Source organism: Pseudoduganella sp. UC29_106, assembly GCF_044055365.1.
GTDB lineage: Bacteria > Pseudomonadota > Gammaproteobacteria > Burkholderiales > Burkholderiaceae_D > Rugamonas.
Genome location: NZ_CP171977.1, coordinates 2,739,309 through 2,764,845, shown reverse-complemented (window position 1 = coordinate 2,764,845; position 25,537 = coordinate 2,739,309). Strand labels below are relative to the sequence as shown.

At 65.3% G+C, this 25,537-nt stretch carries 22 protein-coding genes and 1 pseudogene; 10 read left to right on the top strand and 13 right to left on the bottom strand.

Going from position 1 to position 25,537, the window contains the following annotated elements; genetic code table 11:
- Nucleotides 1-61: 61 nt before the first annotated feature.
- Together ACHMW6_RS14325 and ACHMW6_RS14320 are read left to right on the top strand one after the other, a co-directional pair.
- Nucleotides 62-1,567 carry an FHA domain-containing protein gene (locus ACHMW6_RS14325; RefSeq protein WP_395407759.1) on the top strand — a complete coding sequence of 502 codons (1,506 nt, stop codon included), beginning with the start codon at nucleotides 62-64 and terminating at the stop codon, nucleotides 1,565-1,567.
- A gap of 1 nt (nucleotide 1,568) precedes the next feature.
- Nucleotides 1,569-2,045, top strand: a complete 477-nt coding sequence (locus tag ACHMW6_RS14320; RefSeq protein ID WP_395407758.1) for a DUF1801 domain-containing protein — start codon at nucleotides 1,569-1,571, stop codon at nucleotides 2,043-2,045.
- Here ACHMW6_RS14320 and ACHMW6_RS14315 read toward each other — a convergent pair.
- The 9 genes and pseudogenes from ACHMW6_RS14315 to ACHMW6_RS14275 all read right to left on the bottom strand — a co-directional run bounded on the left by ACHMW6_RS14315 (nucleotide 2,023) and on the right by ACHMW6_RS14275 (nucleotide 15,301).
- Entirely contained in the window at nucleotides 2,023-2,904 is an 882-nt protein-coding gene (locus ACHMW6_RS14315) for a pirin family protein (RefSeq protein ID WP_395407757.1), read from the bottom strand. The genes ACHMW6_RS14320 and ACHMW6_RS14315 overlap by 23 nt on opposite strands.
- A complete protein-coding gene (locus ACHMW6_RS14310; RefSeq protein ID WP_395407756.1) occupies nucleotides 2,901-3,308 on the bottom strand; it encodes an OsmC family protein in 408 nt (135 codons plus the stop codon). Before ACHMW6_RS14310 ends, ACHMW6_RS14315 begins: the two co-directional genes overlap by 4 nt.
- Before the next feature lie 67 nt (nucleotides 3,309-3,375).
- Nucleotides 3,376-5,659, bottom strand: a pseudogene (locus ACHMW6_RS14305) (SUMF1/EgtB/PvdO family nonheme iron enzyme).
- 8 nt (nucleotides 5,660-5,667) lie between these two features.
- Entirely contained in the window at nucleotides 5,668-7,878 is a 2,211-nt protein-coding gene (locus ACHMW6_RS14300) for a hypothetical protein (RefSeq protein ID WP_395407755.1), read from the bottom strand.
- 83 nt (nucleotides 7,879-7,961) lie between these two features.
- Nucleotides 7,962-8,999, bottom strand: a complete 1,038-nt coding sequence (locus tag ACHMW6_RS14295; RefSeq protein WP_395407754.1) for a hypothetical protein — start codon at nucleotides 8,997-8,999, stop codon at nucleotides 7,962-7,964.
- Nucleotides 9,000-9,042: 43 nt separating this feature from the next.
- Nucleotides 9,043-10,248, bottom strand: a complete 1,206-nt coding sequence (locus ACHMW6_RS14290; protein ID WP_395407753.1) for a hypothetical protein — start codon at nucleotides 10,246-10,248, stop codon at nucleotides 9,043-9,045.
- Between the two features lie 120 nt (nucleotides 10,249-10,368).
- Nucleotides 10,369-10,935 carry a hypothetical protein gene (locus ACHMW6_RS14285; protein ID WP_395407752.1) on the bottom strand — a complete coding sequence of 189 codons (567 nt, stop codon included), beginning with the start codon at nucleotides 10,933-10,935 and terminating at the stop codon, nucleotides 10,369-10,371.
- Entirely contained in the window at nucleotides 10,932-12,062 is a 1,131-nt protein-coding gene (locus ACHMW6_RS14280) for a hypothetical protein (RefSeq protein ID WP_395407751.1), read from the bottom strand. Before ACHMW6_RS14280 ends, ACHMW6_RS14285 begins: the two co-directional genes overlap by 4 nt.
- 74 nt (nucleotides 12,063-12,136) lie before the next feature.
- Nucleotides 12,137-15,301: a penicillin-binding transpeptidase domain-containing protein gene (locus ACHMW6_RS14275; RefSeq protein WP_395407750.1), complete on the bottom strand. Its 3,165-nt coding sequence runs from the start codon at nucleotides 15,299-15,301 to the stop codon at nucleotides 12,137-12,139.
- A gap of 190 nt (nucleotides 15,302-15,491) precedes the next feature.
- On the opposite strand from ACHMW6_RS14275, the gene ACHMW6_RS14270 reads away from it, so the two are divergent.
- Both ACHMW6_RS14270 and ACHMW6_RS14265 read left to right on the top strand, forming a co-directional pair.
- Nucleotides 15,492-15,734, top strand: coding sequence for a hypothetical protein (locus ACHMW6_RS14270; protein ID WP_395407748.1), 243 nt, complete (start codon nucleotides 15,492-15,494; stop codon nucleotides 15,732-15,734).
- A 111-nt stretch (nucleotides 15,735-15,845) separates the two neighbouring features.
- On the top strand, nucleotides 15,846-16,406 hold the full coding sequence (locus ACHMW6_RS14265; RefSeq protein ID WP_395407747.1) for a YXWGXW repeat-containing protein: 561 nt from the start codon (nucleotides 15,846-15,848) through the stop codon (nucleotides 16,404-16,406).
- A 44-nt stretch (nucleotides 16,407-16,450) separates the two neighbouring features.
- Here the strand turns inward: ACHMW6_RS14265 and ACHMW6_RS14260 are convergent, their stop codons facing one another.
- Nucleotides 16,451-18,346, bottom strand: coding sequence for an alpha/beta fold hydrolase (locus ACHMW6_RS14260; RefSeq protein WP_395407746.1), 1,896 nt, complete (start codon nucleotides 18,344-18,346; stop codon nucleotides 16,451-16,453).
- 63 nt (nucleotides 18,347-18,409) lie between these two features.
- On the opposite strand from ACHMW6_RS14260, the gene ACHMW6_RS14255 reads away from it, so the two are divergent.
- On the top strand, nucleotides 18,410-18,922 hold the full coding sequence (locus ACHMW6_RS14255; protein ID WP_395407745.1) for a ribonuclease HI family protein: 513 nt from the start codon (nucleotides 18,410-18,412) through the stop codon (nucleotides 18,920-18,922).
- 52 nt (nucleotides 18,923-18,974) lie between these two features.
- Here the strand turns inward: ACHMW6_RS14255 and ACHMW6_RS14250 are convergent, their stop codons facing one another.
- Together ACHMW6_RS14250 and ACHMW6_RS14245 are read right to left on the bottom strand one after the other, a co-directional pair.
- The gene (locus ACHMW6_RS14250; protein ID WP_395407744.1) at nucleotides 18,975-20,567 is read right to left on the bottom strand and encodes a methyl-accepting chemotaxis protein; all 1,593 of its coding nucleotides are present in this window, start codon (nucleotides 20,565-20,567) and stop codon (nucleotides 18,975-18,977) included.
- An 8-nt stretch (nucleotides 20,568-20,575) separates the two neighbouring features.
- On the bottom strand, nucleotides 20,576-21,043 hold the full coding sequence (locus tag ACHMW6_RS14245) for a chemotaxis protein CheW (RefSeq protein ID WP_395407743.1): 468 nt from the start codon (nucleotides 21,041-21,043) through the stop codon (nucleotides 20,576-20,578).
- Between the two features lie 168 nt (nucleotides 21,044-21,211).
- On the opposite strand from ACHMW6_RS14245, the gene ACHMW6_RS14240 reads away from it, so the two are divergent.
- The 5 genes from ACHMW6_RS14240 to ACHMW6_RS14220 are packed head-to-tail and all read left to right on the top strand — an operon-like array spanning nucleotide 21,212 to nucleotide 24,777.
- Nucleotides 21,212-21,859, top strand: coding sequence for an HD domain-containing protein (locus ACHMW6_RS14240; protein ID WP_395407742.1), 648 nt, complete (start codon nucleotides 21,212-21,214; stop codon nucleotides 21,857-21,859).
- Complete coding sequence (locus ACHMW6_RS14235; protein ID WP_395407741.1) at nucleotides 21,856-23,103, top strand: TCR/Tet family MFS transporter; 1,248 nt, start codon at nucleotides 21,856-21,858, stop codon at nucleotides 23,101-23,103. Before ACHMW6_RS14240 ends, ACHMW6_RS14235 begins: the two co-directional genes overlap by 4 nt.
- 8 nt (nucleotides 23,104-23,111) lie before the next feature.
- A complete protein-coding gene (locus ACHMW6_RS14230) occupies nucleotides 23,112-23,921 on the top strand; it encodes a substrate-binding periplasmic protein (RefSeq protein WP_395407740.1) in 810 nt (269 codons plus the stop codon).
- Nucleotides 23,921-24,385 carry an EamA family transporter gene (locus ACHMW6_RS14225; protein ID WP_395407739.1) on the top strand — a complete coding sequence of 155 codons (465 nt, stop codon included), beginning with the start codon at nucleotides 23,921-23,923 and terminating at the stop codon, nucleotides 24,383-24,385. Before ACHMW6_RS14230 ends, ACHMW6_RS14225 begins: the two co-directional genes overlap by 1 nt.
- 29 nt (nucleotides 24,386-24,414) lie before the next feature.
- Nucleotides 24,415-24,777: an EamA family transporter gene (locus ACHMW6_RS14220; protein ID WP_395407738.1), complete on the top strand. Its 363-nt coding sequence runs from the start codon at nucleotides 24,415-24,417 to the stop codon at nucleotides 24,775-24,777.
- Here ACHMW6_RS14220 and ACHMW6_RS14215 read toward each other — a convergent pair.
- Nucleotides 24,774-25,433: an SDR family oxidoreductase gene (locus ACHMW6_RS14215; protein ID WP_395407737.1), complete on the bottom strand. Its 660-nt coding sequence runs from the start codon at nucleotides 25,431-25,433 to the stop codon at nucleotides 24,774-24,776. The genes ACHMW6_RS14220 and ACHMW6_RS14215 overlap by 4 nt on opposite strands.
- Between the last annotated feature and the right edge of the window lie 104 nt (nucleotides 25,434-25,537).

Here is a 25,537-nt window from a genome sequence, read left to right as displayed (position 1 = left end):
GGCGTGTTGCCAAGGCCGGGGTAAAACGCGTACAGTCTCGGTATGTCCTGCGTGTCTACCCATGAATAAGTGCTCTCATCCCGATCATCCACATTGCACCTTCTGGGTCATGCCAGGGGAGAGTACGTGCACGGGCGGACATAGCCAGCCTGCCATCCAGCCGCCCGCCGATCCGGCGCCAGACAGCTTCGAAATGCTGAATGCGATGCGCAATGCGCGCACCGGTCCGCAGCCATCGCTGCCGGTGCAATACGGCGGCGGCATCCGCGTCCGGCCCCAGCTTCATATCAGCGGCTTCGATCCGCGCGCAGCCGGCGGCCGCCAGACGCTGAAAATGGAATTGCGCGGCATGCCCGAGGATTGCGCGCCGCAGCTGGCGATCCGCCTGCAATCCGAACTGATTCCAAACGGCGCCCTGCGCCAGCAATTCGTGCGCTCCGTGCACGGCGAATGGCGTCCGGTATTTGTCGAATTTTCATCGCGCGGCAAGGAACATGGCCAGTACCAGATCAATGCCGAAGTCCTGAGCCAGGAGGCCGGCCAGGCGGCGCGCAAGTGGGAATGCACTTTTGTCATCCTGGTGCCGCGTGCGGACGCCACACTGACCGAAATCCACCGCACCTTCCTCAGCACGCACAAGAATGTCCGCGTGATGGCCGATGACGCCTCGATCGCCCGAGTTTCCGCCCAGGGCGGCAACAGCATGGACATCGACGTCACCGCGCGCAACGCCGGCATCGCCCATCTCGACCTCGGCGCACCGCAGGGCAAAGTGGACCTGGGCTTCTCCACCATCGCCTGGGACGAAGACCTGATCGAGATCGACCTGCCGCGCACCGCTCCCGCCCACCCGCATCCGAGCCGCGCCGCAAGCTTCATCAACGCCGCGCCGGAAGCCGGCATGCACCGCCATATCCGGCTGTTCGCGGCGGAAGAGTGCGTGCTCGGGCGATTCGAGCTGGTAGATCCGGAATCGGACGTTCTGCTCGCCCATTACACACCGGACGGGCAGGATACGGCCGGGCTCACGCGCCGCCTTTCCGGCCGCCACGCCGTGATCCGCCGCGCCGTGCATGGCTTCGAAATCGAGGATGTGTCCCGCTATGGGCTGCTGCTGGACGGCGTCTGGCCCGGCAAGCACAAGCCGGTGCCGCTGCGCGTTGGGATGAAGATTGAACTGACGGCCAGTATCAAGGGCGTCGTGGTACTGACGGTATCAGCCATCATGCCGCACGGCGTGATCCTGCACCGCATCGACGAAGGCGCGCGCGCCGAATGCTTCGTGATCCTGCAGCCGGACACCCATCCCGGCTATCCGCTGCCGCGCTACGGTGCCTCGCCCGCAGCCGCCGCCATGCCGGTACTGATGCATCACAATGGCGGTTTCTGGCACCTGGACCAGCTGAGCGGCAAGGAAACCGCGCTGGCGCCCACTCCGGTACAGGAAAAACTGAGCCGCATTCCGCCGCACACCCGCTTCGCCAGCGATCCCTATCCGGAATGCTGGATCATCCGCACCGGCGGCACGGACCTGCACAGCACCGTCTCCGCCATGCAGACCGCCTGAGATGCAATCGAAAGCCGCCACCGTTGAAGAATACCTGGCGGCTCTTCCCGAAGAGCGCCGCGCCGCCATTTCCGCCGTACGGGAAGTCATCCTCGCCAATCTCGATCCGCAATATGCGGAAGCCATGCAGTACGGGATGATCGGCTACGCCGTGCCGCACAGCGTTTTCCCGGCCGGCTACCACTGCGACCCGAAACTGCCCTTGCCCTTCGCAGGCCTGGCCTCGCAGAAGAACTATATGTCGCTGTACCTGATGGGGCTTTACTGGGGTCCCGGTGCAGGCGATGAAACCGAGGACGCGCGCTGGTTCCGCGCGGCGTGGACGCAGACCGGCAAGAAGCTGGACATGGGCAAATCCTGCCTGCGCTTCAAAAAGCTGGACGACCTCGCGCTGGACGTGGTGGCGGAAGCGATCCGCCGCGTCCCCGTCCAGCGCTTTCTGGATCGCTACCGGCTTATAGACCCGAGGGTTTCTTAGGCAGCGGGATGAATTCCGTTTCGTGCGGCACTTTGGGGAAGCGCTGCGCTTCCCAATCGTCCGCCGCCTGCTTCAGGCGCTCCTTGCTGGACGAAACGAAGTTCCAGAACAGGTAGCGGTGCCCATCCAGCGGCTCGCCTCCGATGATCACGAATTGCGCATCGCTGGTCGCCTGCACGCGCTGCGAGGTGGCGGTATCCAGCAGCGCCATGGTTTGCAACGCCACCGGCGCGCCATCGATCTCGATCGTGCCGCTGACCGGATAAATCGCCGCTTCCTGCGGCAGGCCGGTCAAGGCCAGCCCCTGTCCTGCGCGCAGCTTCACGTCGATATACAGGGTTTCGCTATAGGTCTGCACCGGCGAAGTCATGCCGAAAGCGGTGCCGATCATCACGCGCACTTCCGCGCCTTCGATGGTCTTGGATGGGATTTCCTCGGCGCCCGTGTGGCAGAAGCCCGGCTCGTCCTCCTCATGCGCCTTGGGCAGCGCGGCCCACAACTGCAGGCCGTGCGTGCGGTGCGGCGTGCCCTTCAGGTCCTTCGGCGTGCGCTCCGAGTGCACAATGCCTCGGCCCGCGGTCATCCAGTTGATGGCGCCCGGTTCGATGCGCTGCAGGGTGCCCAGGCTGTCGCGGTGCTCCATGGCGCCTTCGAACAGATAGGTCACCGTGGCCAGGCCGATGTGCGGGTGAGGCCGCACGTCATGGTCCGCATCCGGCGCCACATCGATTGGGCCGAAATGGTCGAAGAAGATGAAAGGCCCGACGGCCTGCTTGATGGCCGCCGGCAGGAAACGGCGCACGACGAAGCCGCCGCCCAGGTCCCGCTCATGGCCTTTGATGATTTGTGCGATATTCATTCGGACTGCCCCAGTACGGTAGTGATTTCAGTGGTCACGGCCGTCATCAGCTTGTGCACGGGGCACTTCTGCGCGACGGCCAGCAATTCCTCACGCTGCTCGCCGGTCAGCGGGCCGCTCACATGCAGCGTGGCCGCCAGGCGGTAGACGCCCTTGCGCTCCTCGCTGTCGTCACGCTCGGTCGTCACCTGCACATCTTCCACGGGAATGTTCTTGCGCTTCGCGTACCACACCACGGTCAGGGCCTTGCAGGCGCTGACGGCGGCGTCGTACAGGTCGTGCGGGCTCGGGCCGGCGTCGTTGCCGCCTTCCGGCAGCGTGCCGTCCACCGACACGATGTGATTGCGCACGTGGAGAATGTGCCGCATCGGCAGCGACTGGTCGCGAACTACTTTGATGGTCATGATTTGTGTTCCTGCTTGTCAAAAAAGATATACGGCAATGTACACCTTTTTATAGGACTGTACAGGATTATGCAAGCTTACGGGCCACCCTGAAACCGACGATATCATTGGCCAGCACCGCCGAATAGCCGTTGCGCAGCGCCGAACGCAGGTAGCGCGGCTGGTAGAGCCATGCTCCGCCGCGCAGCACGCGGCGCGCCCGGTCGCCGCCCTCCTCCCAGGCGCTGCCGTCGGCCGGCGCACCCACATAGTTTTCGTGAACCACGTCCTGTACCCATTCCCAGACATTGCCGTGCATGTCGAACAGGCCCCAGGGATTGGGCTGGAAGGTGTTGACGGCCGTTGTGCCGCCTCGGAATTCGCCGCGCACACCGTGGTTGTAGGTGAACTGGCCGTCGTAATTGGCGTGCTCGGTGCTGATGTCGTCGCCGAAGCTGAACGCCGTGTGGGTGCCGGCGCGGCAGGCATATTCCCACTCGGCCTCGGACGGCAGGCGGTACAGCTGGCCCGTTTTTTCGAGAGAGCCACTGGACGTAAAGCTGCGCATCGTCCCAGCTCACGCAAACGACCGGATGGTCGTCCGACTGCTTGAAGCCGGGATCGCCCCAGCTCACGTCCAGCTTCGATTCCCAGCCGGTGGCGCGCACGAACTGGCGCCACTCGCGTACCGTGACTGGATACCGGCCCAGCGCAAACGAGCGCTCGATGCCAACCCAGTGGGCGGGCAATTCCTTGTCCAGCATGGAGCGCTGCGAACCGGCCTTGATGGCGATCGAGTGCTCGTACTCGGTCGAACCCATCTGGAAGCGGCCCGTCGGGATCAGCACCAGGTCCGGACCCACGCCCGTGCCGTCCTGAAAGCGGTCGCGCAGTACGCCGTTCGCATCCGGCACCGGGCTGGCCGCCAGCGCCGCCAGTTCGGCCGACTTGCGCGCCGCTTCCACCTTGCGGTGGCGATCCTGTTCCAGCCGGTAGGCCGCTTCCGCCTTCAACTGGGCCAGTTTGCGCTGGCGCTCCTCCTCGGCCTGGCGCGCCTTCAGCGCATCGGCTTCGCGCCGCGCGATCAGCTGCTGGCGCAGGTTTTCCTTGCGCGCACGGGCAGCTTCCTCTGCTTCTTTCTTGCGCTGTTTTTCCAGCTCGCGCCGCAATTGCTCCTGCCTTGCCTTTTCGATGGCGGCCGTCTGCGCCTGCTGCCGGCGCTGTTCGGCCAGCGCGAGCTGATGCTGCAACTCTTCCTGGCGCTGGCGTTCGGCTGCGGCCTGGCGCTGGAGATCGGCTTCACGCGCCTGTTCCTGTTCCTGCACCGCCCTTTCCATTTCCTCCGCCGCGCGCGCCGCCAGTTCTTCCTTCGAAGGTCCGGCCGCACTGCGCAGCGCGTCCAGCAGCGCCTCCACGCTGGGCGGACGCGCGCTGGCATCCTGCGCGAAGCCGCGCTGCAGCACAGCCCACTGCGCCTCATTGAGCGCGGCCGGTCTGGCCGGCTGCACGGCGGGTGCGCGCTGCTCGCCGAAAGGCAGCGCGCCTTCCAGCAACTGGTAAATCATGACGGCCACGGCGTACACGTCCAGCTGCGGGCGCGGCGCCCCCTGGTGGGTGCCCGCTTCCGGCGCACGATAGCCGGCGGTGCCGGCGTTCGGCGTATCCAGCCCCAGCGTGCTGCCGGCATTGCGCACGCGCGAGGCGATGCCGAAGTCCAGCAGCTTGATCTCGCCCTGGCTGGTCAGGAACACATTGCCGGGCTTGAGGTCGCGGTGCACCAGGCGGTGCTTGTCCCAGGCATATTGCAGCGCATGGGCGACGGGACGCAGCATCTGTTCCACCTGCTCCACAGTGGCCTTGCCATGTTCGGCCAGCCAGGCATCGAGGTCCTGGCCCTCCAGGCATTCCATGATGATGAAATAGCAGGCGGTGGCCGGGTCCTGCGCCCATTCGTAGACGCGCACGATATTGTCGTGCGCCAGGCGGCGCGCCTGTGTCGCTTCCTCGATCAGCAGTTTCGCGTGGGCCGGGCTTTGCGTCAGTTGCGGCGGCAGGATCTTCAGCGCCACCAGTTCGCTGTGGCCCAGTTCCGCGTGGGTGGCCAGGTCCGTGGCCTGCCATACCTGCCCCATGCCGCCCATTCCGATCAGGCGTTCCAGCCGGTAGCGGCGGTTGGGCGGCCCGATTTCCTGGCTTGCCATCAGGCCCAGCTCCGTGCCCTGGCGCTGCGGCACGGGCGCGGCCGACCCGCCCGGCGGGGCATATTCGGCATCCAGGATCGCGTTCTTGCGCCGGTCGAACTCCTGCTGGCTCAGTAAGCCGTCTTCATAAAGGGCGCGCAGTTCGCGGATCTTGTCTCGTGCTGTCTGCATCGCTTCCTTCAGGGCTGCAGCGGCACGCCGCACTCAGGGCAGAAACGCGCGTCGGCGCTCACCACATGGCCGTTGGCGCAGCGGCGCGGTTGCGGCGCTGCCGCTGCTGCGGCGTGGTGATGATGGACGGTGCCGCCTTCGTGCTGCCTGAGCAGATCCAATTGATGCAGGCGATCCTTGTCGCCCAGGGTGTCGCGGTAGGCGCGCTCGTCCTGCACCTGCTGCTGCGCCATGCGCAAGGCATCGGCGGGGCTGATGCTGTTCTCCGCCGCCACCACGCCGGCCAGCGCCTGCAACTGCTCGGGGCTCATCTGGGCCTGCGCCTGCATGCGCATCAGCTGGGCCAGCGCTTCCGCGTTCGGCGTGGACGCCAGCGCGATCTTGGCCGTGTCGCTCATGCGGCCGATGGCTTCGATGCGCTCGATATCGATGCGCGCCAGTTCGGAGGCATGATTCTGCTGGGCGGCCATGCTGTCGTATTCGATTTTCCAGCGGTTGAAGCGCTCCTCGCGCTCCACTTCCATTTTCTTCAGGGCCTGCTGCCACTGAGCTTCCTGGTCGCGCAGCTTCAGCGCCAGGCGCTGTTCTTCGATCTGCACCGTCTGGCGCTGCTGGATGCCGTCCGCCTCGATGGTGCGCAGCAGCTTTTCGTACTGGGCGATCGATTCGGCACTGGCGCCCGCGCGCTTCAGGTCCTCCAGCCTGGCAGTGATTTCCGCGACATGCACCTGGCCGCCCGCGTCCTTCACGTCCTCGCCGCGCGCCAGTTCACGCTTGCGGGCCAGGAATTGCGCCTCTTCCCACTCCTGCACACGTTCGGCCTCGCGCTGGCGGGCGGCGTTGGTCAGCGCCACGCCCTGGAAGCGCGCCCGGTGATGCTCGGCTTCGATCTCCTGCTCGCGCTGCTTTGCGTCGATTTCCGCCTTGCGCAGCAGGTTGATCTGGGTGCGGCGGTAGGATTCATCCTCGATCGCCAGCGCCTGCTGGACGCGGTTCTGGATCTGCTGCATGTGCAGCTGGTGCGAGAAGCGCTGGCGAGCCAGCGCCCGCTCTTCCATCACCGACTGCTGCGCCACCTCCAGTTCGGTGCGCATCTTGATCTGGGCCAGCTGGCGCACATGGTCCCATTCCGCCGCTTCACCGGCCTGCTGCGTTTTCTTCTTCGCCAGCTCGTGTTCAAGCTCGGTCAGGATAGCGCCTGCACCCCGTTCGAATGCCTGCTTGCGCGTCTTCGATTCGATGATACGTCCATACAGGTCGATTTCACGGGCGCGGATGGCCTGGATGCGCTCGGCCTCCTGCAGCGCCAGTTCGGCCTTTTCCACGCTGGCATCCTGGCGCAGCTCGGCGCGGCGATAGTCGCTGCGCATCTTCTGCTCTTCACGCCAGATGGCCTGCCATTCCTCTTCGTCGTACAGCTGGTCCAGCTGCTTCACGTGTTCCAGCTGGATGTGGCGCTCGTCCGCCACCAGCCACAGGCTGCCGAGGCGTTCGCGGTTGTCGTCGAACTTGTCGTGGCGCAGCGCCAGCGTGCCCACCTGCACGGCGGCCAGGCCGAATTCGGCGAGGCGCTGCTTCAGCGATGCTTGCAGACGTTCGTTCAGCTGCTCGCGCAGCGTATTGTTGGTACTCATATCGCGCATGGAGCGGCCGCCGATGAATTCCGCCGCAATCTGGCGCACGGAAGGCGCCAGCAGCTCATGCAGGTTCAGCGTGGTGACGGCGCCAGGCACCGTCATGAAGTGCTGCGCGAAAGCCGGCACGCTTTCAACCTTGATGCCGACACTGAAGCGCGCAGAGACTTTCAGGAACTCGGACGTGTGCAGGTCGCTGAAACTGAATTCAACGGGCAGCGGCGTGGTGCGCGTGATCAGAATTTCGGCGTGCTGGTCGCGCAGCAGGTTGTTCAGGCGATAGAAGAAGCCTTCCAGCTCGTATTCGCCCTGCGGCACTTCGGTGGCCTGATCGCCTTGCAGGATGTAAGCACGCGTTGTCGCGGGCACGCGCAGGGTCTTGGTGAAGATGCCGGTCAGCTGGCGTACGCCGAAATAGACCGCCAGCTCGTCGCTCGCGGGGATCCAGCGGTTCTCGCTCAGCACGGGTTCGCTGCGCGGGGCGCCCAGCGTCAGGCCGCATTGATTGCAATAGCCTGACGAGTCGCCGTTACGGTGTCCGCATCGCGGGCACTGCACGCCGCCAAAACCAAACATCTTGAACATTTTGTCAGACTCCTTGTTATTACCGTTCAAATGGGCTGCCTCTGGATTTTATCAGGGGCACCCGCTATCGTCTTGCGCACGTTTCAGATCAGTCCAATCCGCTCCACGCAGGCCAGCGATGCGCCTTTTGCGCGCAGCGCGGGCTGGTAATCCGGGCCCAGAGCATCCTGCCAGGCATGCGGCAGCAGCACGCGGTCGCCAGGCCCCGCTTGTTTCAATATCAACTCCAGCTTCGGCTGGCGTCCCTCCACCGATTCGACGCGGCCGGCGTGCCATGCTGTTGAGCTGCCGGTGGCGATCACGCGCCCGCGCGGCACGAATTCGCGCCCCCTTGCCAGGCGGTCAGCCATCACCAGCGCCAGTTGGTAGGATTCGCCCTGGAAGCGCGGCTGGGCGAAGCGCACCACCGTTTTCCAGCGGCCGAGCGCCTTGCCGTCGAAGTGCCTTGCTGCGGCCAGCACTTGCCGCACCGCCAGCTGCGCGGTCAGGTCGAGGCCCGGTACGGCAATGGTCTGTTCTTCGTCTTCGGACGGGTTTTCAATCGGCGTGACGCTGACTTCGACCCAGGCCAGCGCATCGTTGATGCCGCCGCTGTGCAGGGGGAACCAGGCGCGCGCACTGGAGACGGCAGCGCCCGGGTCGGCGTGGCCGGTCAGCGCGCCGAGGTGGGCCAGGTATTGGGCATCGATGGCTTGCCCGGCAGGCGCTTCGCCGCCGAGCAGTAGGTTGTCCGCCATGCTGAAGCGCGCATCGTCCAGTGCCGTTGCCGCCAGCGCGGTTGCGGCCTCGCCGCCGCTGACCTGGGCCAGGTGCCAATTATCCGACCACCCCATCGCCACGATTGGCACCGCGTCCGGCAGCCAGGCGCCGCGCACGGCGCGGTCGGCCAGCACGGCGGCCAGCTCCCACTGGCGCTCATCGGCAGACGGGGTCAGGTCCATGCTCAGCACGACCTGGTCACGGCTGTCGAGCCGCGCTTCCGTCAGGCGCGCCAGACGGACGATGTCTTGCATGATTTCGCTCAGCTGGGGCGCATTGGGCACCACGCATTTCACCTCGGCCCGGTTGGCGCGCGGACGGCGCGTGGCCGTGATCGTGGCCACGCGGCCGTCGGCGAGCACGGTGCGGCACTCGGCGGTGGGTGGACGGGCGGGGTCAGCGGGCTCATATTCCGGGGCTCCCCAACGTAGGTTCGCGCCGCTCGGCTTCCCCCGTCACCGCGCCAGCAGCCGGGACGGCGCGGCGTTCTGCCAGCGCGAACTCAAGATTGGCGATGAGGCGGTCGGCTTCGTCAAACAACTGGACGATGTCCTCCGGGCTCGCCAGTTTCAGGCGGGCCAGCAAGGCCCAGGCGTTGTCCAGTGCCATCGCCGCCTGGGTGGCATGGAAGCTCCTGTGCTCCTGCAGGCGTTTCGGCAACTTACAGCCGGGCGCTGCCAACTCCAGCGCGGGCATGGTGTTTACGTCCAGCGCGGCCAGAGCAAGCCGCTGCAGCAGGTCCTGCTGCCGGGCGAAGGCGCTGGACGGCGGCGTGACCATGCGCAGCGCCGCGCTGAGCGCCGGGAGCTCGAGGAACAGGCGGCGCAGCGCACGCGCGTCTTCCCGCGCCGCGTCCTCGACGGCGCGCGCCGCAAGCGGGCTCGCAGGGCTTGCGGGCGGCGCGTCCGCATAAATCGGCGCGAGCCCGCCGGCGTCCGCAGTGCCGGCCGTCAGCGCGGGGCTGGCCGTCGTAGCCGGCGCCGATGGCGCAGCGGACGCGGCCCGAGGCGGCTCGGCGGAAGCGGCAGCAGGACGTGCTGCGTCGAGCGGCGCAGTGGGCGCGGCGGCCGAATCCGCGGGCGATGGCGGCAGGAGCGACAGCGAAGCCGGGGCGGCGCCGCGGGCACGCAGTGTGGCGGCGAGATCCGCGACGGGGTGCAGGTCGATGGGATAGCAATCCTCCACAGTCACGCCGAAGCGCGTGTAGAGCAGTTCATTGAGCCCGGCGCGGAAGGCGTGCCACTCCTCAATGGAAGTGCAAGGCGGCAGGTCGAGCATCCCTTCTGCCAGCGCATTTTGCAGCGCCGACTGCGCCGCGGCGGCAAAGGAAGCAACCGTCAGCGCACCCAGGTCGCGCGCAAGCTCGCTGGCCAAGTAAAGATCGAAGCGCTGCTGCGCCACGCGGGGATCGCCGGCATCGACAACAAACTCCACGCGCAGCCCCGCCTCGGCGGCGGCAGCAAACGGCAGCAAAGCCAGCGCATAAGGGCCCGGATGGAAGCACCATGCGACCTCGCCAGGCCCCAGGTGCACGCGCGCAGCGCCGAAGGAGGCCGCGCGCCGCGTCTGGCCGGACTCGGCTACCACCACAGCCGTGCAGACTGGCGGCACGGCGTCGCCGGATTTCAGCTGCAGCGCCAGCACTTCGCCGCCGAGCCTCGCGAGGTCCGGGGCCGGGACCGGGGCCGAAGCCTTGTCCCGCGAACGCAAGCGCTTGAACAGTGCCATGGTTCAGCGGCCCGCCGGCGCAACGGCGAAGCGCGCGCCGTAACGCTGGAAGTGATCGAAGGGTGCGGCATCGAAGGGCCAGGGGCGCTCGCATTCGCCATCCGCATCGAGACGGCCCTGCAGCACGACAGCGCCCTGCCCGTCCAGCACGCGCAGCAAGGGCCGCTCGCGCATCAGCTGCGCGGCAAATTCCGCTTTCGCCTCCAGCTTCAGGATCACCTGCCAGCCATCGCCTTCGGGCAGGAAGTGCAGGCTCCAGCAGCCGTCGTCCGTCACCAGGCCATCCAGCGCCACAGCGGTGGACGCGGCGCGCAGCATGCCCGCGCTGCCGCGCCAGGGCAAGGTGCCGGCAGGGGCCTCGGCCCGCCGCCGCTCCAGCGCCAGATGGCGGAAGCGTTTCAGCGTCAGCGGGGACGCCTGCAGCGCCGCCAGCTGCGCCGCGTCGAGCGCACGGCTGCCCTCCAGCGCCGCCAGCAGCACGCCGTCGGACAGCATCAGGCGATCGCCCGGCACTTCGCGCGCCAGCAACAGACGCTCCTGCAGTTTCCGCTCCGCCGTTGTCGATTTCACTTCCCTCTCCCGTACAACCTGTCTATCGTCTCATTGCGCCGCTTGCGCAGCGTGGGCACGGACATGCCGCCCATCGCGGCCAATTGCTGCATGGCCGGCAGCTCGCCGGTAGCCGCGTCCAGCCACTCATCGGGGTAGCTGTCGTCCGCTGGACCCAGCAGCTTCTGGAACACCGCCAGCCGTACGGCCAGCGGCTCGCCCTGCAGCAGGAGCAGTGCGTCCTGCTGCGGCTTATCATAGCTGAGGGAAGGAGAAACTTCCTCTTTTGAATCCTCCACCACGCGCCAATAATCCTCCAGCCACAGGCTGGCGTCCTCCGCATCCTGCTGCCAGTCGCAATCCTGGTTGGACGACAGTTCCTCGTAATCGCCGATTTCCGTGAGCATTTCGGCAATCTTGTCAGGACTATTCTTCAGGCTCGCGAAGCGCTTTGACTTCGTATGCAGAGGGCCCGGAGCACGGCTGAACCGCTCCAGCGTCTCGCTCCAGCGGATGATCCACTCTGCCCGGCAGCCGCTGATGGACGCCATCTGCCGTACTTCGATCGGATAGCCGGCCAGTTCACGGCCGAGAATCGCGCCCACCTGCTCTGCGTTGCGCTCCCAGTTTGCAAACAGGTGCTCGATTTCGCGATACGCCGTGTCCAGCATGCGGTAGGTGTAGATCCTATTGGGCGAGCAATCGCGGCCTGTGGCAGCCTGGTAATTGTCCGAATCGACCTTGTCGCGCAGGACGACAAACATATCGTTGACCTTCTTGCGCAGCATGCCGTCGCCCGCTTCCGTCGACCAGAAGGCGCCGCAGCGCGCATGCTCGGCCGCCACGGCCGACATGAACCCGCCCCAGAACGAGGGCTGCGCCTGCAGCTCGAACAACAGGGCCAGCGACAGTTCGGCCACGCTGTCCCCATAGCTGTTGCCGGCCGCCTCGCCACGCAGGCGGCGCGCCATGGGACGCAAGGCGTGCACCATCGCGTCCGTGTACGAGTCCAGCAAATCGGCGTGGCGCCCGCTATCGAGCGCCTGGTGCAGATCGCATTGCTGGAACGCCTCGAGCGAGCAGGCGCCCAGCAGCTTGCGCACGTGTTCCCAACCGTGTTCCTGATAGCGGGTTCCTGGCAGCCGCATACCTTCCTGTCGAAAAATTGCGTACACGCCTATCTTCGCACAGGAGCTTACTCAACAATAGCCGCTGGACCACCCTATTTCCCCTTCTGTTCAGTGTTCTGCGCGGCCATGGCGGACAATATGGCCGCCACCACCGGCGCCGCATGCTCGCCACCGCTGCCTTGCGAATGGCTGACGAAGGCGGCGAATGCCAGTCGCTGCGGGCGTCCTGGCAGGGTATCGGGCTCCAGCCAGCCGGTGAACCAGACGGTCGAATGGTCGTCCGTAACGGGCGCGGTGCCGGTCTTGCCGTACAAGCCGCGGCGCAGCGGCGCCATCTCCTTGCCGCTGAAGGCTACTGCCGCGGTGCCGCTGTCGACCACGCCCTTCATGCCGGCGCGGATGCGGTCCAGGCGCACGCCCAGCGGCTGCCCTTCCTGCACCGTGGCCGGCCTGCCGTTCAGGGACAGCAGCATGCGCGGTTGCAGCGTCGTGCCGCGCCCTATCGCGGCGGAAGCCAGCGCCATTTGCAGCGGGGTAGCCTGCATGCGCAGGCCGATGGACATCTGGCGCAGTTCGTGGCGGGTGTGGACCGGGTCCATGTGCGCCGGGGTGGCCTGCAAGGCATCATAGCTGCTCCATGCGAAGTCCGTCGGCAGCAGGCCGCCGTCCAGTCTTAGCGGCTGTTCGAATCCCAGCTGGCGGGCGGCGGCAACGATGGGGCGCGTCCTGTCGAGTGCTCCCGCTTCCAGCGGCTGCAGGTCAGGCGCGCCGCCTTGCGCACGGCCGAACAGGCTGCGGTCGCTCAATTCGCCGGACCACGCAAACCAGGTGTTCAGGCTATAGGTCAGCGCTTGCGGCAGGCCGAGGCGGCCATCCTGGGCACGGCGTTCGATGCTTTGTTCGCGGTAGTTCGTGATGTGCGCCTGGCGCGGCGTGAGCGGATAAATGGCGGCGCCGGTGCGGAAAGCGAAACCGCGCTGGCCGGCCATCGCATTGATCGCATTAAGCGGCATTCCGCCCAGCAGCTCGTTCAGTTGCGGATCGGCCTGCGCGGCGCGCTCCAGCCCCAGGGCGCTGATGATCTTGAAGGTTGAGCCCGGGCTGTTGTTGGCGCCGCCGTCATGCTGCAGGGCCGGCAGCCGCAGTGCGCTGCGTGCCGGATTGCTGCGGTCAAAGTCGCGCGCTTCGGGCCAGTTTTCCGGGCCAACCGGCACTGTGCCGCTGCCGGCCTCGGCGAGGATGTCGCCCGTGTCGGCATCCAGCAGGATGAAGCCGGCGCGGCGGCCGGGCGGCGGCGTCTCGCCGCCGTGACATTGTTTTCCATCCCAGCGGCCGTGATGCAGGCCCAGGCAATCGAGGATGGCCTGGGCGGCTGATTGCAGCGCCAGGTCCAGGGTCAGTTTCGCGCTGCTTGCGCCGCCGGCAGCAGCGCGGGCGAGCATGCCGGAGATGCTGGCGGCGTGACCGGGGCCAGCGCCCAGCAAGGTCGCCAGGCCTGCGTCGCGCGCGGCAGGCAGCGTGACGCCGTCGGCCCACAGCGCGGCGCCGTTGCGGTCTTCCAGGCGCACGGCTGCCGTGGCGCTCGCGGCGCGTGCCCCGCCCATCTCCGCTTGCCTGGCCAACGTATGCCACTGCAGCTGGCCGGCGGCCACGCGCAGGTGACGGTATTGCTCGTCGCCGGGATGGGCGGCCGTTGCGATATCGAGCGGAGCGGCCTGCAGGATGACTTGTGTGACGCCAGTGTTGGGGCGCAGCGTAAGGCGCTGGACATCCGCCGGCGTTGCGCAAGCGTGGCCGGTGCAGGCGGCTTCGCTGCTCGAGCGCGCGCCCGTTACGCCACCGAGTACACGCCCGGCCAGCAGGAGTTCGACAGTTTCGCGCCCGGTGGCCGGCTGGGGCAATGTGATCGCGACCGTCGCCCGGCCCGTGGACAGGTTGCCCGCCCGGGTCCACGGCTGCCAGCCGGTCGGCATGTCATCGAACAGGCGCGCCGCGGACGCCGGCATCAGGCGCGAAGTCTCCGGCATCCAGCCATCCGCAGCCACCGTGACTACCGCGGCGCTATCGGAAGTGCGCAGGCGCCATGCCAGCAGGCGACGCTCACTGTTGAAGATGTCGATTTGCTGGCGGACGTAAGCGCCGTCGGCTTGCTGGTAAACGCGCTTGAGAAGCGCGCGGGTAGCCGCATCATCACGCACGTCGCGCCAGGCCGAAAGCGAGGCGGCGCGGCTGCCTGCAGGCGCGGACTGCCATTGGAACAGGTCGCGCGGCGCAAGTTCGGCGAGGCCTTCGGCGCTCAGGTGCACGAGTGCGTGGGCCTGCAGCGCGTTAAACAGCGCTTCGTCCTCTAACGCGGGAGGCATGGAAGACGGGATCTGGTAGCGTCCCGCAGGCAGGCGGATGCTGACGGGCGTACCGGACGAGGGAAACACCGTGAGCAGGGCGCGCTGCGTATCGGCGCCAGGCAGCGCCGCGGCCGGCTCGAACAGTTGCACCACCAGCTCGCCGGCTTTGGGACACGCAGCGCTGGCGCGGCGTTCAATGCGCAGCGCTGCGCCGGACCAGGCAAGCCAGCCCTGGCGCAGCAATTGCCCCTGGCCGCCCTGCTCCACGTGGCCGGCATCGCCCAGCCAGCGCGCGGGCACATCGGCACTGGTCCAGGCCACACGCAATGGCATATCGGGCGTCGCGCTGCCGCTCAACAGCACACTGGGCACGTGGCGCTCTTCGCGCACGAGCAGGACGTTATGCAGCGTGGCCTGCTCTCCGCGCGCCTGCGCCGCCGCCTGCCAGCGTTCGACGTCGCTGAAGTGGTGGCCTATGCGCAGGGGCGTCAGGCGGCCATCGGCGCGCAGTTGCGTGCACAGGTCGATACGCACAGGCGGAGCGGCTTGCATGCCGCTTGCGATCACCAGCGCGCCGTTCTCGTGCTCTGTCATCGTTACGCCTTGCGTGGAGGGGACCTCAATGATCGCCCCGGGCAGAACCGGCTGCAAGGCGGCCACTGCGAGGCGGCCGGCCTGCGACAGCGGCGTTGCGCCGGCCGCATCCGCCAGGCGGCGCGCATGGGCGGCGATCAGCACAGCGCCTGCGAGCGCCAGCACTGCACAGGCGAACGGCAGCAGCCAGGCACGCAGGCGCGGCAGCGCGGGCGCGCGCGACGGACGCGCCTGACTGGCGCGCATATTACGCGAGCGGCGCAAATTGCGTCGCCAGGCGGCAAACGCTGGCGTCTTCCCTGTCAGTTTCACGGCCATCGCTCCCCGGTATGTACTCTGCAGATCCTTAGCGGAGGGCGCTGGAAAGGACTGGATTTTTGCAATTGACGACGCCAAATCAACGGCTCGTCGCACCGCCATGGCAGCGGATGTAAGCGTTGGTTACAGTGTGCACATGGATAACACGAACCTATCCATGCCCCAGCAACCACTGCAAGAGGAACAAGAAATGAAAGTTCTGAAAAACTTCGAAGCCCTGTTCATCGTCGTACTGGGCCTGGCATGCGCAGCCAACTTTGCACTCGACAGCACCGCTGTTGACGAATCCACGCCGGCCAACGCGGCCGCCGCGCTGGCGCCGATGATCGCAACCACACCCGGTATGCAAGTGGTAGTGGTGAGTGCAAAACGCCTCAGCGCTGCCGAGAAGGCAGCTTCGCTGGAAGAGGAACGCAAGGCGCGGAAAATCTGAACGGCCAAGTGTTAATGCTTTCCGCCATTTGTAATATTGTGAATCAGGCTTACCTCCGGAATCGCGGGCTTGCTATAGTGAACTCAGCGAAACACCTATCGGAGATAAACCATGATCAAATCGAAACTCATCGCTGCGGCCGCCTTGACGCTGGGTCTGGCCGCGATAGCGCCAACCCAGGCGTTGGCCCAGGTGGGCGTTTCGGTAGTGATCGGGAACGCTCCACCGCCGCCACGCTTTGAAAGCCTGCCGCCGACGCGCGTCGGTTATGTCTGGGCGCCGGGCTACTGGAACTGGGACGGTTACCACCACGTGTGGGTGGGCGGTCACTGGCTGCCGGAACGCAGTGGCTACCGCTATCACCCGGCTGAATGGGTGCGCGTGGACAACGGCTGGCGCCTGAGCCAGGGCGGCTGGGCCACTTACGATGCGCCGCGCTACTACAACGCTCCGCGCTATTACGAAGCACCGGCGCCGCGCCCGTACTACCACAACGAGTATCCGCGCTACCGTGACGACCGTCGCCGCGACCGCGATCACGACGGCATCCCTGACCGCTACGACCGCGACCGTGACAACGACGGCATTCCTAACCGCTACGACCGCGACCGCGACGGCGACGGTGTGCCGAACCGCTACGACCGCCGTCCGGACAATCCCTACCGCCGCTAATCGGCACAGGTAAAACAAGGCCACCTTTGCGGTGGCCTTTTCTTTTACTCTTTGCCCTTCAGGTATTTGTCGAGGAATTCAACCATCTTCGCATTCGCGACCGCCTGGTTCTTCTTCTTGCTGAAGCCATGTCCTTCGTCATCGAACACCACGTAATCGACCGGCACGTTATTCTTCTTCACCGCGTCCACGATTTCGTCGCTTTCCGGCTTGATCACGCGCGGATCGTTCTTGCCCTGGATGACCATCAGCGGACGGCGGATGTTCGCGGCATGGAACAGCGGCGAAGTCGCGGTCAGGAATTCCTTGTCCTTCACCGGATCGCCGATTTCATCATACAGGGCCTTGCGCTGCGCTTCCCAGTACGGCGGGATGGATTCCAGCGTGCGGATCCAGTTGCTGACGCCGAAGATATCGATGCCGACCTTGAATGCTTCCGGCCGGAACGCCATGGCGGACAAGGTCATGTAGCCGCCATAGCTGCCGCCCATGATGCCGATGCGGTCCGGATCGATATATCCCAGGCTTGCCAGGAAGGTCTTCGCTTCGATGCAGTCCCACAGCGGTTCGCGGCCGTGCTTGCGGTCGTCCGCCATGTGGAAGCTCTTGCCGTAGCCGGAGCTGCCGCGGTTGTTGATGCCCAGGACCGCATAGCCGTTATTCACCAGGTACTGGATCTGAGCGCTGTAGCCGCGGCGGGTCTGGCCGCCCGGGCCGCCGTGCACGAATACCACGGCCGGCACCTTGCTGGCGAGCGAAGCGCCCTTCGGCTTGTAATAGATGGACGGGATTACCGTGCCGTCGAAGGACTTGAAGCGCACGACTTCCGCGTCCACCAGGTCGTCCGGGTTGATTTCCCTGTTCAGGCTTTCGGTCAGCTTGTTGGCCTTCTTCGTCTTCAGGTCGTAGACGTAGAGATTGTTCGGCGAGCGGTCGCCATTGATGTAGAAGGCCAGCAGCTTGCCGCTCTCCGAGAACACGGCGCCGCGCATTTCGCCGCCGGGCAGCTTGGGCAGGGGCAGCGGCTTTCCGGTTTTGGCGTCGACGATGCGCAGCACCGTGCTGCCGTCCTGGTTCACGGAACTGAGACGGTACTGGCCATTGCGCGAGTACCACGCGCCCGTCAGGTCCCAGTCCGCTTTTTCATCGTCGGCGACGGCGCCGGTGGCCAGGTCGTAGGAGCGGATGCTGGTGAATTCGCCGCCGGCGTTGGACTTGAACAGCAGCTTCTTCGATTCAGGATCGAAGGTCGCCGCTTCGTATGTCGCGGGTTCGGTGTGCTGCGTGATGTGCTTCTTCTCTTTGGTGGCCAGGTTGTACAGGTAGATATCGCTGTCGGACGTGGTGTTCGGCTTGTCCAGCGCCAGCCACTTGCCGTCGCGGCTGATTTCGGATGGCGTGATGCCATCGTCATTCTGGTAAATCATCGTGCGCGCGTAGTCTTTCGCATCGTAGCGGTACAGATCGAAGTACTTGGGGTTGCGCTCATTGGTCAACACATAGAAGGCAGTGCCGTCCTGGGTCCAGCCGAAGAAGATGGCTTTCAGCTTGTCGCCGGGAGTCAGGTCTTTTTCGGCGCCATCGGATTCGCGGACGAACAGGTGGTTCTGCTCATTGCCGCCCTGGTCGCGCGTGAACAGGATGCGGTTATCGTTGCGGAAGAAGCCGACGGCGAAGGTGCTGTCCACGGTCGATTTCGTCATGGCGACCGGCTTGCCGCCATTGACGGAAATCGTGTAAGCGTTGAAGATGCCGCTCTCGTTGCTGTTGAAAAGGATCTGCTTTTCGTCGGGGCTGAACGAGGCGCCGCTGATGGACGTGGTGGCCATGAACTGCTCGATGGTGTATTTCTTCGGCGCTTTGGGCGATGCCGCCGCGTAGGCGGTATTCAGCGACAGAGCCAGCGCGGTAAAGCCGGCAATGCGGTAAAACAGAGCCATTGATGATCTCCCTGATAGTATTTTTAGGAAACAGCGTCCCCAGTGTTGCAAATCGACTAATTCATGTCAACAAAACCAGAAAAAGCAAGGGCGGAAAAACTCGCGCTGCAAAAGGTCCCCTCCTCGCCTGCCGCGTGGCGCGCGTGGTTCGACGGCTCGGCCCATCCGAATCCGGGCCGCATCGGCATCGGCGCATTGCTGCAAGGTCCGCAAGGCGAACGCATTGAAATCAGCCGCCGCGCGGGGTATGGCAACAGCGGCGACGCGGAATATCTCGCGCTGATTGCGCTGCTCGAAATGGCGGTGAAGATGCGGCTGCCGGAACTGTTGGTGTTTGGCGACAGCCAGGTCGTGGTGCACGATGTGCTGCTGGCGCAGGGATCGGGAGCGAAGGGACTGGAAGCGCACCGCGAGAAGGTGGGTGCGCTGATGGCGCAGCTGGCGCAGGTGAATGTGCGCTGGGTGCCGCGCCACCGTAACGGGGAGGCGGACCGGTTGTCACAACGGGCTGTCGAAAACCGGGAAGAGCTGGTGGCAGGCACGATGTGCCAGCCACCTGGTATGCAGCACCTATAGCGCCAATCAGGTGGCTGGCACGCTGTGCCTGCCACCAGCATCTGCTTCAGGTTTACGCCAGGCGCAACGCCGGGCGAGCCGCGGAGCGGGAAACGGCAGGCGCCGCCTGGCCAACATTGAACACGCTGACCACCTGCGCCAGGCCGACCGATTGCTGCTGCATCGATTCCGCCGCCGCTGCCGCCTCTTCGACCAGTGCCGCATTCTGCTGCGTCACCTGGTCCATCTGGCCGATGGCTTTGTAGACCTCGTCGATACCCACGCTCTGTTCGGCGCTGGCCGCGGTGATTTCGCTGATGATGTCCGTCACGCGCTGCACGCTGGCCACGATTTCCTCCATCGTGCTGCCAGCTTCGCCAACCAGCCTGCTGCCCTGGCTGACTTTTTCGACGGAGTCGCCGATCAGTTCCTTGATTTCCTTGGCCGCCGCAGCCGAGCGCTGCGCCAGGTTGCGCACTTCGGAGGCGACGACCGCAAAGCCGCGGCCCTGCTCACCGGCACGCGCCGCTTCCACGGCCGCATTCAGCGCCAGGATATTGGTCTGGAATGCGATACCGTCGATGACCGAGATGATGTCCACGATCTTGCGCGAGGATTCGTTGATCGACTCCATCGTGCCCACCACTTCGGACACCACGCTGCCGCCCTTCACCGCCACCGAAGCGGCCGCATCAGCCAGCTGGTTGGCCTGGCGCGCGTTGTCGGCATTCTGTTTCACGGTGGAAGTCAGTTCTTCCATCGACGAAGCGGTTTCCTCCAGCGAGGCCGCCTGCTGTTCGGTGCGCGAGGACAGGTCCTGGTTGCCGGCCGCGATTTCGCTGGACGAAGTCGCAATGGAATCGGTGCCGTTGCGGACTTCCAGCACGATGTTGAGCAGCGCCTGGTTCATGTCCTTCAGCGCGCGCAGCAGCTGGCCCGTTTCATCCGAGCCGCTGGCTTCGATCTGGCCGGTCAGGTCGCCGGCGGCTACACGGCGCGCCGCTTCCACGGCCTGGTGCAGCGGCGCGGTGATGCCGGTGGTAAGCAGCCAGGCGCAGGTGGCGCCGAAGGCCAGGACCACGGCGGCCAGCGTCAGCAGCAGCGTGCGGCTGGTGGCGGCCACCTCGTCAATGTGCCTGGCGATAGCGTCGATATGTGCGCGCTGCATCTTCAGCAGCGCCTGCACCTGGTCCAGATAAGACGTGGAGCCTGGCTTGTAGACTTTTTCGAAGACTTCATTCGCCTTATCCAGGTCGCCCGCCGCTTTCAGCCTGGCTACTTCATCACGCGAAGACAAATAAACCTTGCGCAGCTCCATGACCTTGTCGAACAGGACTTTCTCTTCATCGGACTCGACCAGCTCGCCGATCCTCTTCTGCAGATCCGCCGAAACCGCGCTGGACGCTTTCGCCTCTTCGGCGAAATACGCCGCCAGGCTGGCATCGCTGCTGCGGGCAATCGCCGTGGTGCGGCGGATAGCGCTATCTATCTTGCTCGACCAGTCGCTGATCATGCGTTCCTTCGCCAGCGGCGTTTCCATCATCTCGCGCGTGGCGTCGGCCACCTGCTCCAGGCGCCAGATGCCGATGGCCGTAATCAGCATGGCGAACGCCAGGATCACGGAAAAACCCAGCGCCAGGCGCTTGCCGATACTGATATTGTTCATTGTCTGCCTCACGCCGCCATCTTCTCGATCAGGCCCATTTCAGAGCTGGACATCAGGCGGTCGATATCGACCAGGATCAGCATGCGCTCTTCCAGCGTGCCCAGGCCGGTGATGTATTCGGTATTCAGCGAACCGCCCATTTCCGGCGCCGGCTTGATCTGCTCCGGCTCCAGGATCGTCACGTCGGACACGGCATCGACCACCATGCCGACCACGCGATTGCCGATGTTCAGGATGATCACCACCGTGAACGGACCATATTCCGGCTCACCCAGGTTGAAACGGATACGCATGTCCACGATAGGCACGATCAGGCCCCGCAGATTGGTCACGCCTTTCACGAAATCGGGCGCATTGGCGATGCGGGTCGGGGTTTCGTAGCTGCGGATTTCGCTGACCTTCTGGATATCGATGCCATATTCTTCCTGGCCCAGGGTGAATGCGAGGTATTCGGCTGGTTGGGTGTTCGTGGACATAATGGAAAGGTAATTCATTTATGAATAGACCTGATAATGTTACCCGACACCAACAAAATAGGCACGAACTTTTTTTCTTTTAAGCAATATTCAAGCTTGCCAGATATATACAGCTTGTGCCGGTTTCATGCCACAATTGCGCCGTTAAACCGGAAGAAAAGAATCACAATGGAAAAACTGCTGAGCAGCTGGCAGCCGCGCCTTCTCGCGCTGGCCGCCGCCGCGGCGGGCGACGATGGCGCCCATGATACAAACCACCTGCACCGCGTATGGCGCAATGCCAGCCAGCTGATGACAGACCACCCCGAGGCGGATTCGCTCGTCATCCTCGCGGCCTGTTACCTGCACGACCTGGTGAACCTGCCCAAGAACCACCCTGAACGCCACCTGGCCTCGCGCCAGGCGGCCGTGCTGGCCCGAAGCGAGCTGTCTGCACTCGGCTTCCCCGCCGAAAAGCTTGATGCTGTGGCGCACGCCATCGAAACCCACAGCTTCTCCGCCGCCCTGACGCCGACTACGATCGAAGCGCAGATCGTGCAGGACGCCGACCGGCTGGACGCACTCGGCGCCGTCGGCCTGGCCCGCATGTTCTATACGGCAGGCCGCATGGGCTGCGCCCTCGCCCACCCGGAAGACCCGCTGGCACTGAACCGCGCCCCAAACGACAAGGCTTATTCCCTTGACCACATCGATGTCAAGCTGGCCACTTTGCCGGGCACGATGCAGACCGCCGCCGGCCGCCGCCTGGGCGAATCGCGCCTGCAGGATCTGTACGATTTTCGCGACACTTTCGTTGCCGAATGGGCCAGCCAATGAAGGATGAGCGCATCGAAACCGTGCCGGCGGCCAGCGCATCGACCGGCAATCTGAACTTCGTCCTGGTCTGCATCTTCATCGACATGCTGGGCATCGGGCTGATTGTGCCGGTGCTGCCCATCCTGGTCGGCGAGTTCGTTTCCAGCCGAGAGGAGCAGACGCTGTGGTACGGCATCCTCGGCGCCACTTTCGGCCTGATGCAGTTCATTTTCATGCCCATGCTGGGCGCGATCAGCGACCGCGTGGGCCGCCGCCCCGTGCTGTTGTATTCGATGGCGGGCATGGGCTTCAACTTCCTGACCACGGCCTGGGCGCCGAACCTGGCGTGGATGTTCCTGGGCCGCGTAGTGGGCGGCATGTCCTCGGCCAGCATGTCGGTGGCGTCGGCCTATGCATCCGATATTTCGACGCACGACAACCGTGCCAAGAGCTTCGGCAAGATCGGCGCGGCCTTTGGCCTGGGCTTCATTTGCGGCCCCATTTTGGGCGGCCTGCTGGGCGCCGTGAACCTGCACCTGCCCTTCTACGTAGCGGCCGGCCTGTCCCTCGCCAACTTCATCTACGGCTATTTCTTCGTGCCGGAATCGCTGCCGCACGCTCAGCGCGGCAAGTTCCGCCTGACGCGCGTGAATCCTCTGGCGGGCCTGATCAAGCTGGCCGGCCGCAAGGATATCCGCGGCCTGCTGGTCACCTTCGCGCTGGTGACCAGCGCACAGATGATGCTGCAGTCGACCTGGGTGCTGTACACCCACTTCCGCTTTGACTGGAGCCCGGCGGAAAATGGCATCGCGCTGTTCTGCGTGGGCCTGGCGGCGGCCGTGGTGCAGGCCGGCCTGCTGGGCGTGTTCATGAAGCGCTTCGGCGAGGTGCGCCTGTCCCTGCTGGGCATCACGTCCGGCTGCATCACCTATATGCTGTATGGCCTGGCGACGCAGGGTTGGATGATGTACGTATTCATCCTGTGTAACCTGCTGGCTTTCGCGGCCGGCCCAGCTCTGCAGGGCATCATTTCCAAGGCCACCCCGGCTACCGAGCAGGGGGAGCTGATGGGCTCCCTGCAGTCGATCAGCAGCGCGGCGATCGTGGTCATGCCGCTGGTGGGCAGTTCCATCCTGGGCGCGGTCAGCCACCTGCCGCCTTCGGACTGGCGCATCGGCACTTCCTTCTTCGTTTGCGCCACCATGCAGGGTATCGCCATCTTTGTGGCCCGGCGCTACTTCCGCAATCACAGCCTGGCGGTTTAATATAGGGCATGCCCTTTTTCCACCGCTACATTGCCGTTGCAGCAGCATTTCTGTCCGCGCCGCTGGCGCAGGCGGGCTGCTCGCGCGATATCCAGGTGCCGGTGGCAAACACCGGCGCCAGCATCGTCATCGACGGCGCCCGCGTCACGGGCATCTATCCGGAGCTGCTGCGCTCATTGGGCCAGAAGGAAGGCTGTCACTTCAATTTCTCGCCTGTGCCGCGCGCGCGGCTGGAACTGATGTTTGAGACCGGCAAGGCGGATATCCTGATTCCGGCCACCCGTACTGCGTCGCGCGACGTCAACGGCATCTTCGTGCCAATGATGAGGCACCGCGCCACCCTGATCTCCGTGGCCTCCAGCCGCCCTGCGATTACCTCCGGCCAGGAGCTGCTGGAGCGCCGCGATATACGCGTCGCGGTGGTGCGCGGCTTTGACTATGGCGAGGCTTACCAGGGTCTGATCCGCGAATTGAACAAGCAGGGCCGCCTGTTTACCGAAGTCGATCCCACGGCGGTCGCGCGTCTGATGCACCTTGGCGCCGTGGACATGACCATCATGGGGCCGACCATTCTCGCCGGTGTGATCAACCGCGAACCGCGCGTGAGCGGCTTGCTGGAAAAGATCAGGCTTGAGCCGATTCCGGAACTGCCCTGGCAATATAACGGCGTCTACGTTTCGCGCCGTTCGCTGTCGGCCGAAGACCAGGCGGCGCTGGTCGAACTGCTGGAAAAGGCAGGCAAGTCGGGCGCCGTGCTGGAGGCTTTCCAGCGCTACCACCGTCCGGACATCATGTCTGAAAGCGTACGCCCCCGCTGATGCCTGGCCACGTTGTTGCCGTTGTCCTGCTGGCGGCGCTGCTGCATGCATCGTGGAATGCGCTGGTCAAGGCGGGCAAGGAGCCTTTTCTCACCAGCGTGCTCGTGGCTTCCGGCGCGGCGGCGTTTTCGGCGCTCGCCCTGCCCTTCCTCCCGCCGCCCTCGGCAGCCAGCTGGCCTTACCTGGCGGCGTCCACCTGCATCCACTTTTTCTATTTCGGCCTGCTGGCCGCCGCCTACCGTCATTGCGACATGAGCCACGCCTACCCGCTGATGCGCGGCAGCGCCCCGCTGCTGGTGGCCGTGCTCAGTGTGCCGCTGCTGGGCGAGCAGCTCAACCCACAGCAGTATGGCGCCGTTGCCTGCATCAGCGCCGGCATATCGGCCTCTGGTTCGCCGCGCCCGCCGACGCGCGGCCGGGCCCCGGGCCGTCGCGTGGGAGGGGAACGCTGTACGCCCTGCTGAACGCCCTCGCCATCGCTGCCTACACGCTGGTGGACGGCATCGGCGTGCGCAAGTCAGGGGCGCCGGCTGCGTACACGATGTGGCTGTTCGTAATGAGCGCAAGCGGCTTGCTGGGCTGGACGCTGCTGCGCCGTCCGCGCGAACTGGCAGGATACGCAGGCAAGCACTGGCGCGTGGCGGCGCTGGGCGGCATCGGCACGCTGGCGTCCTACGGGCTCGCCCTGTGGGCCATGACGGCAGCGCCGGTGGCTGCCGTGGCGGCTCTACGCGAAACGGCCATCCTGTTCGCAGCAGCCATCGCAGCCCTCTTCCTGCGCGAGAAAATCGGAGCAAAACGTGGCGTGGCGATCAGCCTGATCGCCGCCGGCGCCGCCCTGATGCGCTTTGCCTAATACGGACTGGCCGTCGAACGCACCACGATTTCGGATACGTCCAGGTCATCCGGCTGATTCACAGCGAATGCGATGGTACGGGCAATCGCGTCCGGGTCTGACTCGCCCGGCCCAGCCTCGGAGGACACCACGGTCACGCGGATATCGCTATCCACCTCGCGCCGCAGGCCTTCGGAAATCGCCGCCAGCCCGTACTTGGTGGCCGAATACACGCTGGCCGCCGGCCCAACCGGCGCCAGCGCAGCCAGATTGATGATCTGCCCCGAGCGCGCCTGCTGCATCAGCGGCAGCACCGCGGCAATGCCATACAGCGCGCCGCGCAGGTTCACATCGATCATCTGGTCCCACTCGCGGATCTTCAGGTTGTCGAGCCGGGACAAAGGCATGATCTCCGCGTTATTCACCAGCACGTCGACGCGGCCATGGCGCCGGTGCGCCGCCAGCACGAAGGACTGGTAATCGTCCGCATCGGCGACATTCAGCGCGTGGACCTCGGCCTCTGCGCCCATGGCCCGCAGTTCCAGCGCCAGCGCCTCCGCGCACTGCGCGTGACAGGCGCCCAGCACCAGCTTGTGCCCAGCCTGGGCCAGCAGGCGCGCCGCCGCCGCGCCCACGCAACCCACCGCATTGCTGATAAGGATGACTTTCGCTTCCATGTGCTCCCCTCCTGCTAAACCTCAACGGATCGCAGTTTAGGCCGCAGCGCAGCAATCAGCATGTCAGAAACTATCTGATCATTGCCTAATCCTCCAAAGCCCGA

Bases quoted from the DNA above. Each gene is read 5' to 3' on its own strand.
- ACHMW6_RS14310 (WP_395407756.1), bottom strand. From the start codon at position 3,308: ATGACCATCAAAGTAGTTCGCGACCAGTCGCTGCCGATGCGGCACATT.
- ACHMW6_RS14235 (WP_395407741.1), top strand. From the start codon at position 21,856: ATGAAGGATGAGCGCATCGAAACCGTGCCGGCGGCCAGCGCATCGACC.
- ACHMW6_RS14320 (WP_395407758.1), top strand. From the start codon at position 1,569: ATGCAATCGAAAGCCGCCACCGTTGAAGAATACCTGGCGGCTCTTCCC.
- ACHMW6_RS14325 (WP_395407759.1), top strand. From the start codon at position 62: ATGAATAAGTGCTCTCATCCCGATCATCCACATTGCACCTTCTGGGTC.
- ACHMW6_RS14255 (WP_395407745.1), top strand. From the start codon at position 18,410: ATGTCAACAAAACCAGAAAAAGCAAGGGCGGAAAAACTCGCGCTGCAA.
- ACHMW6_RS14230 (WP_395407740.1), top strand. From the start codon at position 23,112: ATGCCCTTTTTCCACCGCTACATTGCCGTTGCAGCAGCATTTCTGTCC.
- ACHMW6_RS14225 (WP_395407739.1), top strand. From the start codon at position 23,921: ATGCCTGGCCACGTTGTTGCCGTTGTCCTGCTGGCGGCGCTGCTGCAT.
- ACHMW6_RS14240 (WP_395407742.1), top strand. From the start codon at position 21,212: ATGGAAAAACTGCTGAGCAGCTGGCAGCCGCGCCTTCTCGCGCTGGCC.
- ACHMW6_RS14275 (WP_395407750.1), bottom strand. From the start codon at position 15,301: ATGGCCGTGAAACTGACAGGGAAGACGCCAGCGTTTGCCGCCTGGCGA.
- ACHMW6_RS14245 (WP_395407743.1), bottom strand. From the start codon at position 21,043: ATGTCCACGAACACCCAACCAGCCGAATACCTCGCATTCACCCTGGGC.
- ACHMW6_RS14280 (WP_395407751.1), bottom strand. From the start codon at position 12,062: ATGCGGCTGCCAGGAACCCGCTATCAGGAACACGGTTGGGAACACGTG.
- ACHMW6_RS14300 (WP_395407755.1), bottom strand. From the start codon at position 7,878: ATGTTCAAGATGTTTGGTTTTGGCGGCGTGCAGTGCCCGCGATGCGGA.
- ACHMW6_RS14265 (WP_395407747.1), top strand. From the start codon at position 15,846: ATGATCAAATCGAAACTCATCGCTGCGGCCGCCTTGACGCTGGGTCTG.
- ACHMW6_RS14270 (WP_395407748.1), top strand. From the start codon at position 15,492: ATGAAAGTTCTGAAAAACTTCGAAGCCCTGTTCATCGTCGTACTGGGC.
- ACHMW6_RS14215 (WP_395407737.1), bottom strand. From the start codon at position 25,433: ATGGAAGCGAAAGTCATCCTTATCAGCAATGCGGTGGGTTGCGTGGGC.
- ACHMW6_RS14315 (WP_395407757.1), bottom strand. From the start codon at position 2,904: ATGAATATCGCACAAATCATCAAAGGCCATGAGCGGGACCTGGGCGGC.
- ACHMW6_RS14250 (WP_395407744.1), bottom strand. From the start codon at position 20,567: ATGAACAATATCAGTATCGGCAAGCGCCTGGCGCTGGGTTTTTCCGTG.
- ACHMW6_RS14260 (WP_395407746.1), bottom strand. From the start codon at position 18,346: ATGGCTCTGTTTTACCGCATTGCCGGCTTTACCGCGCTGGCTCTGTCG.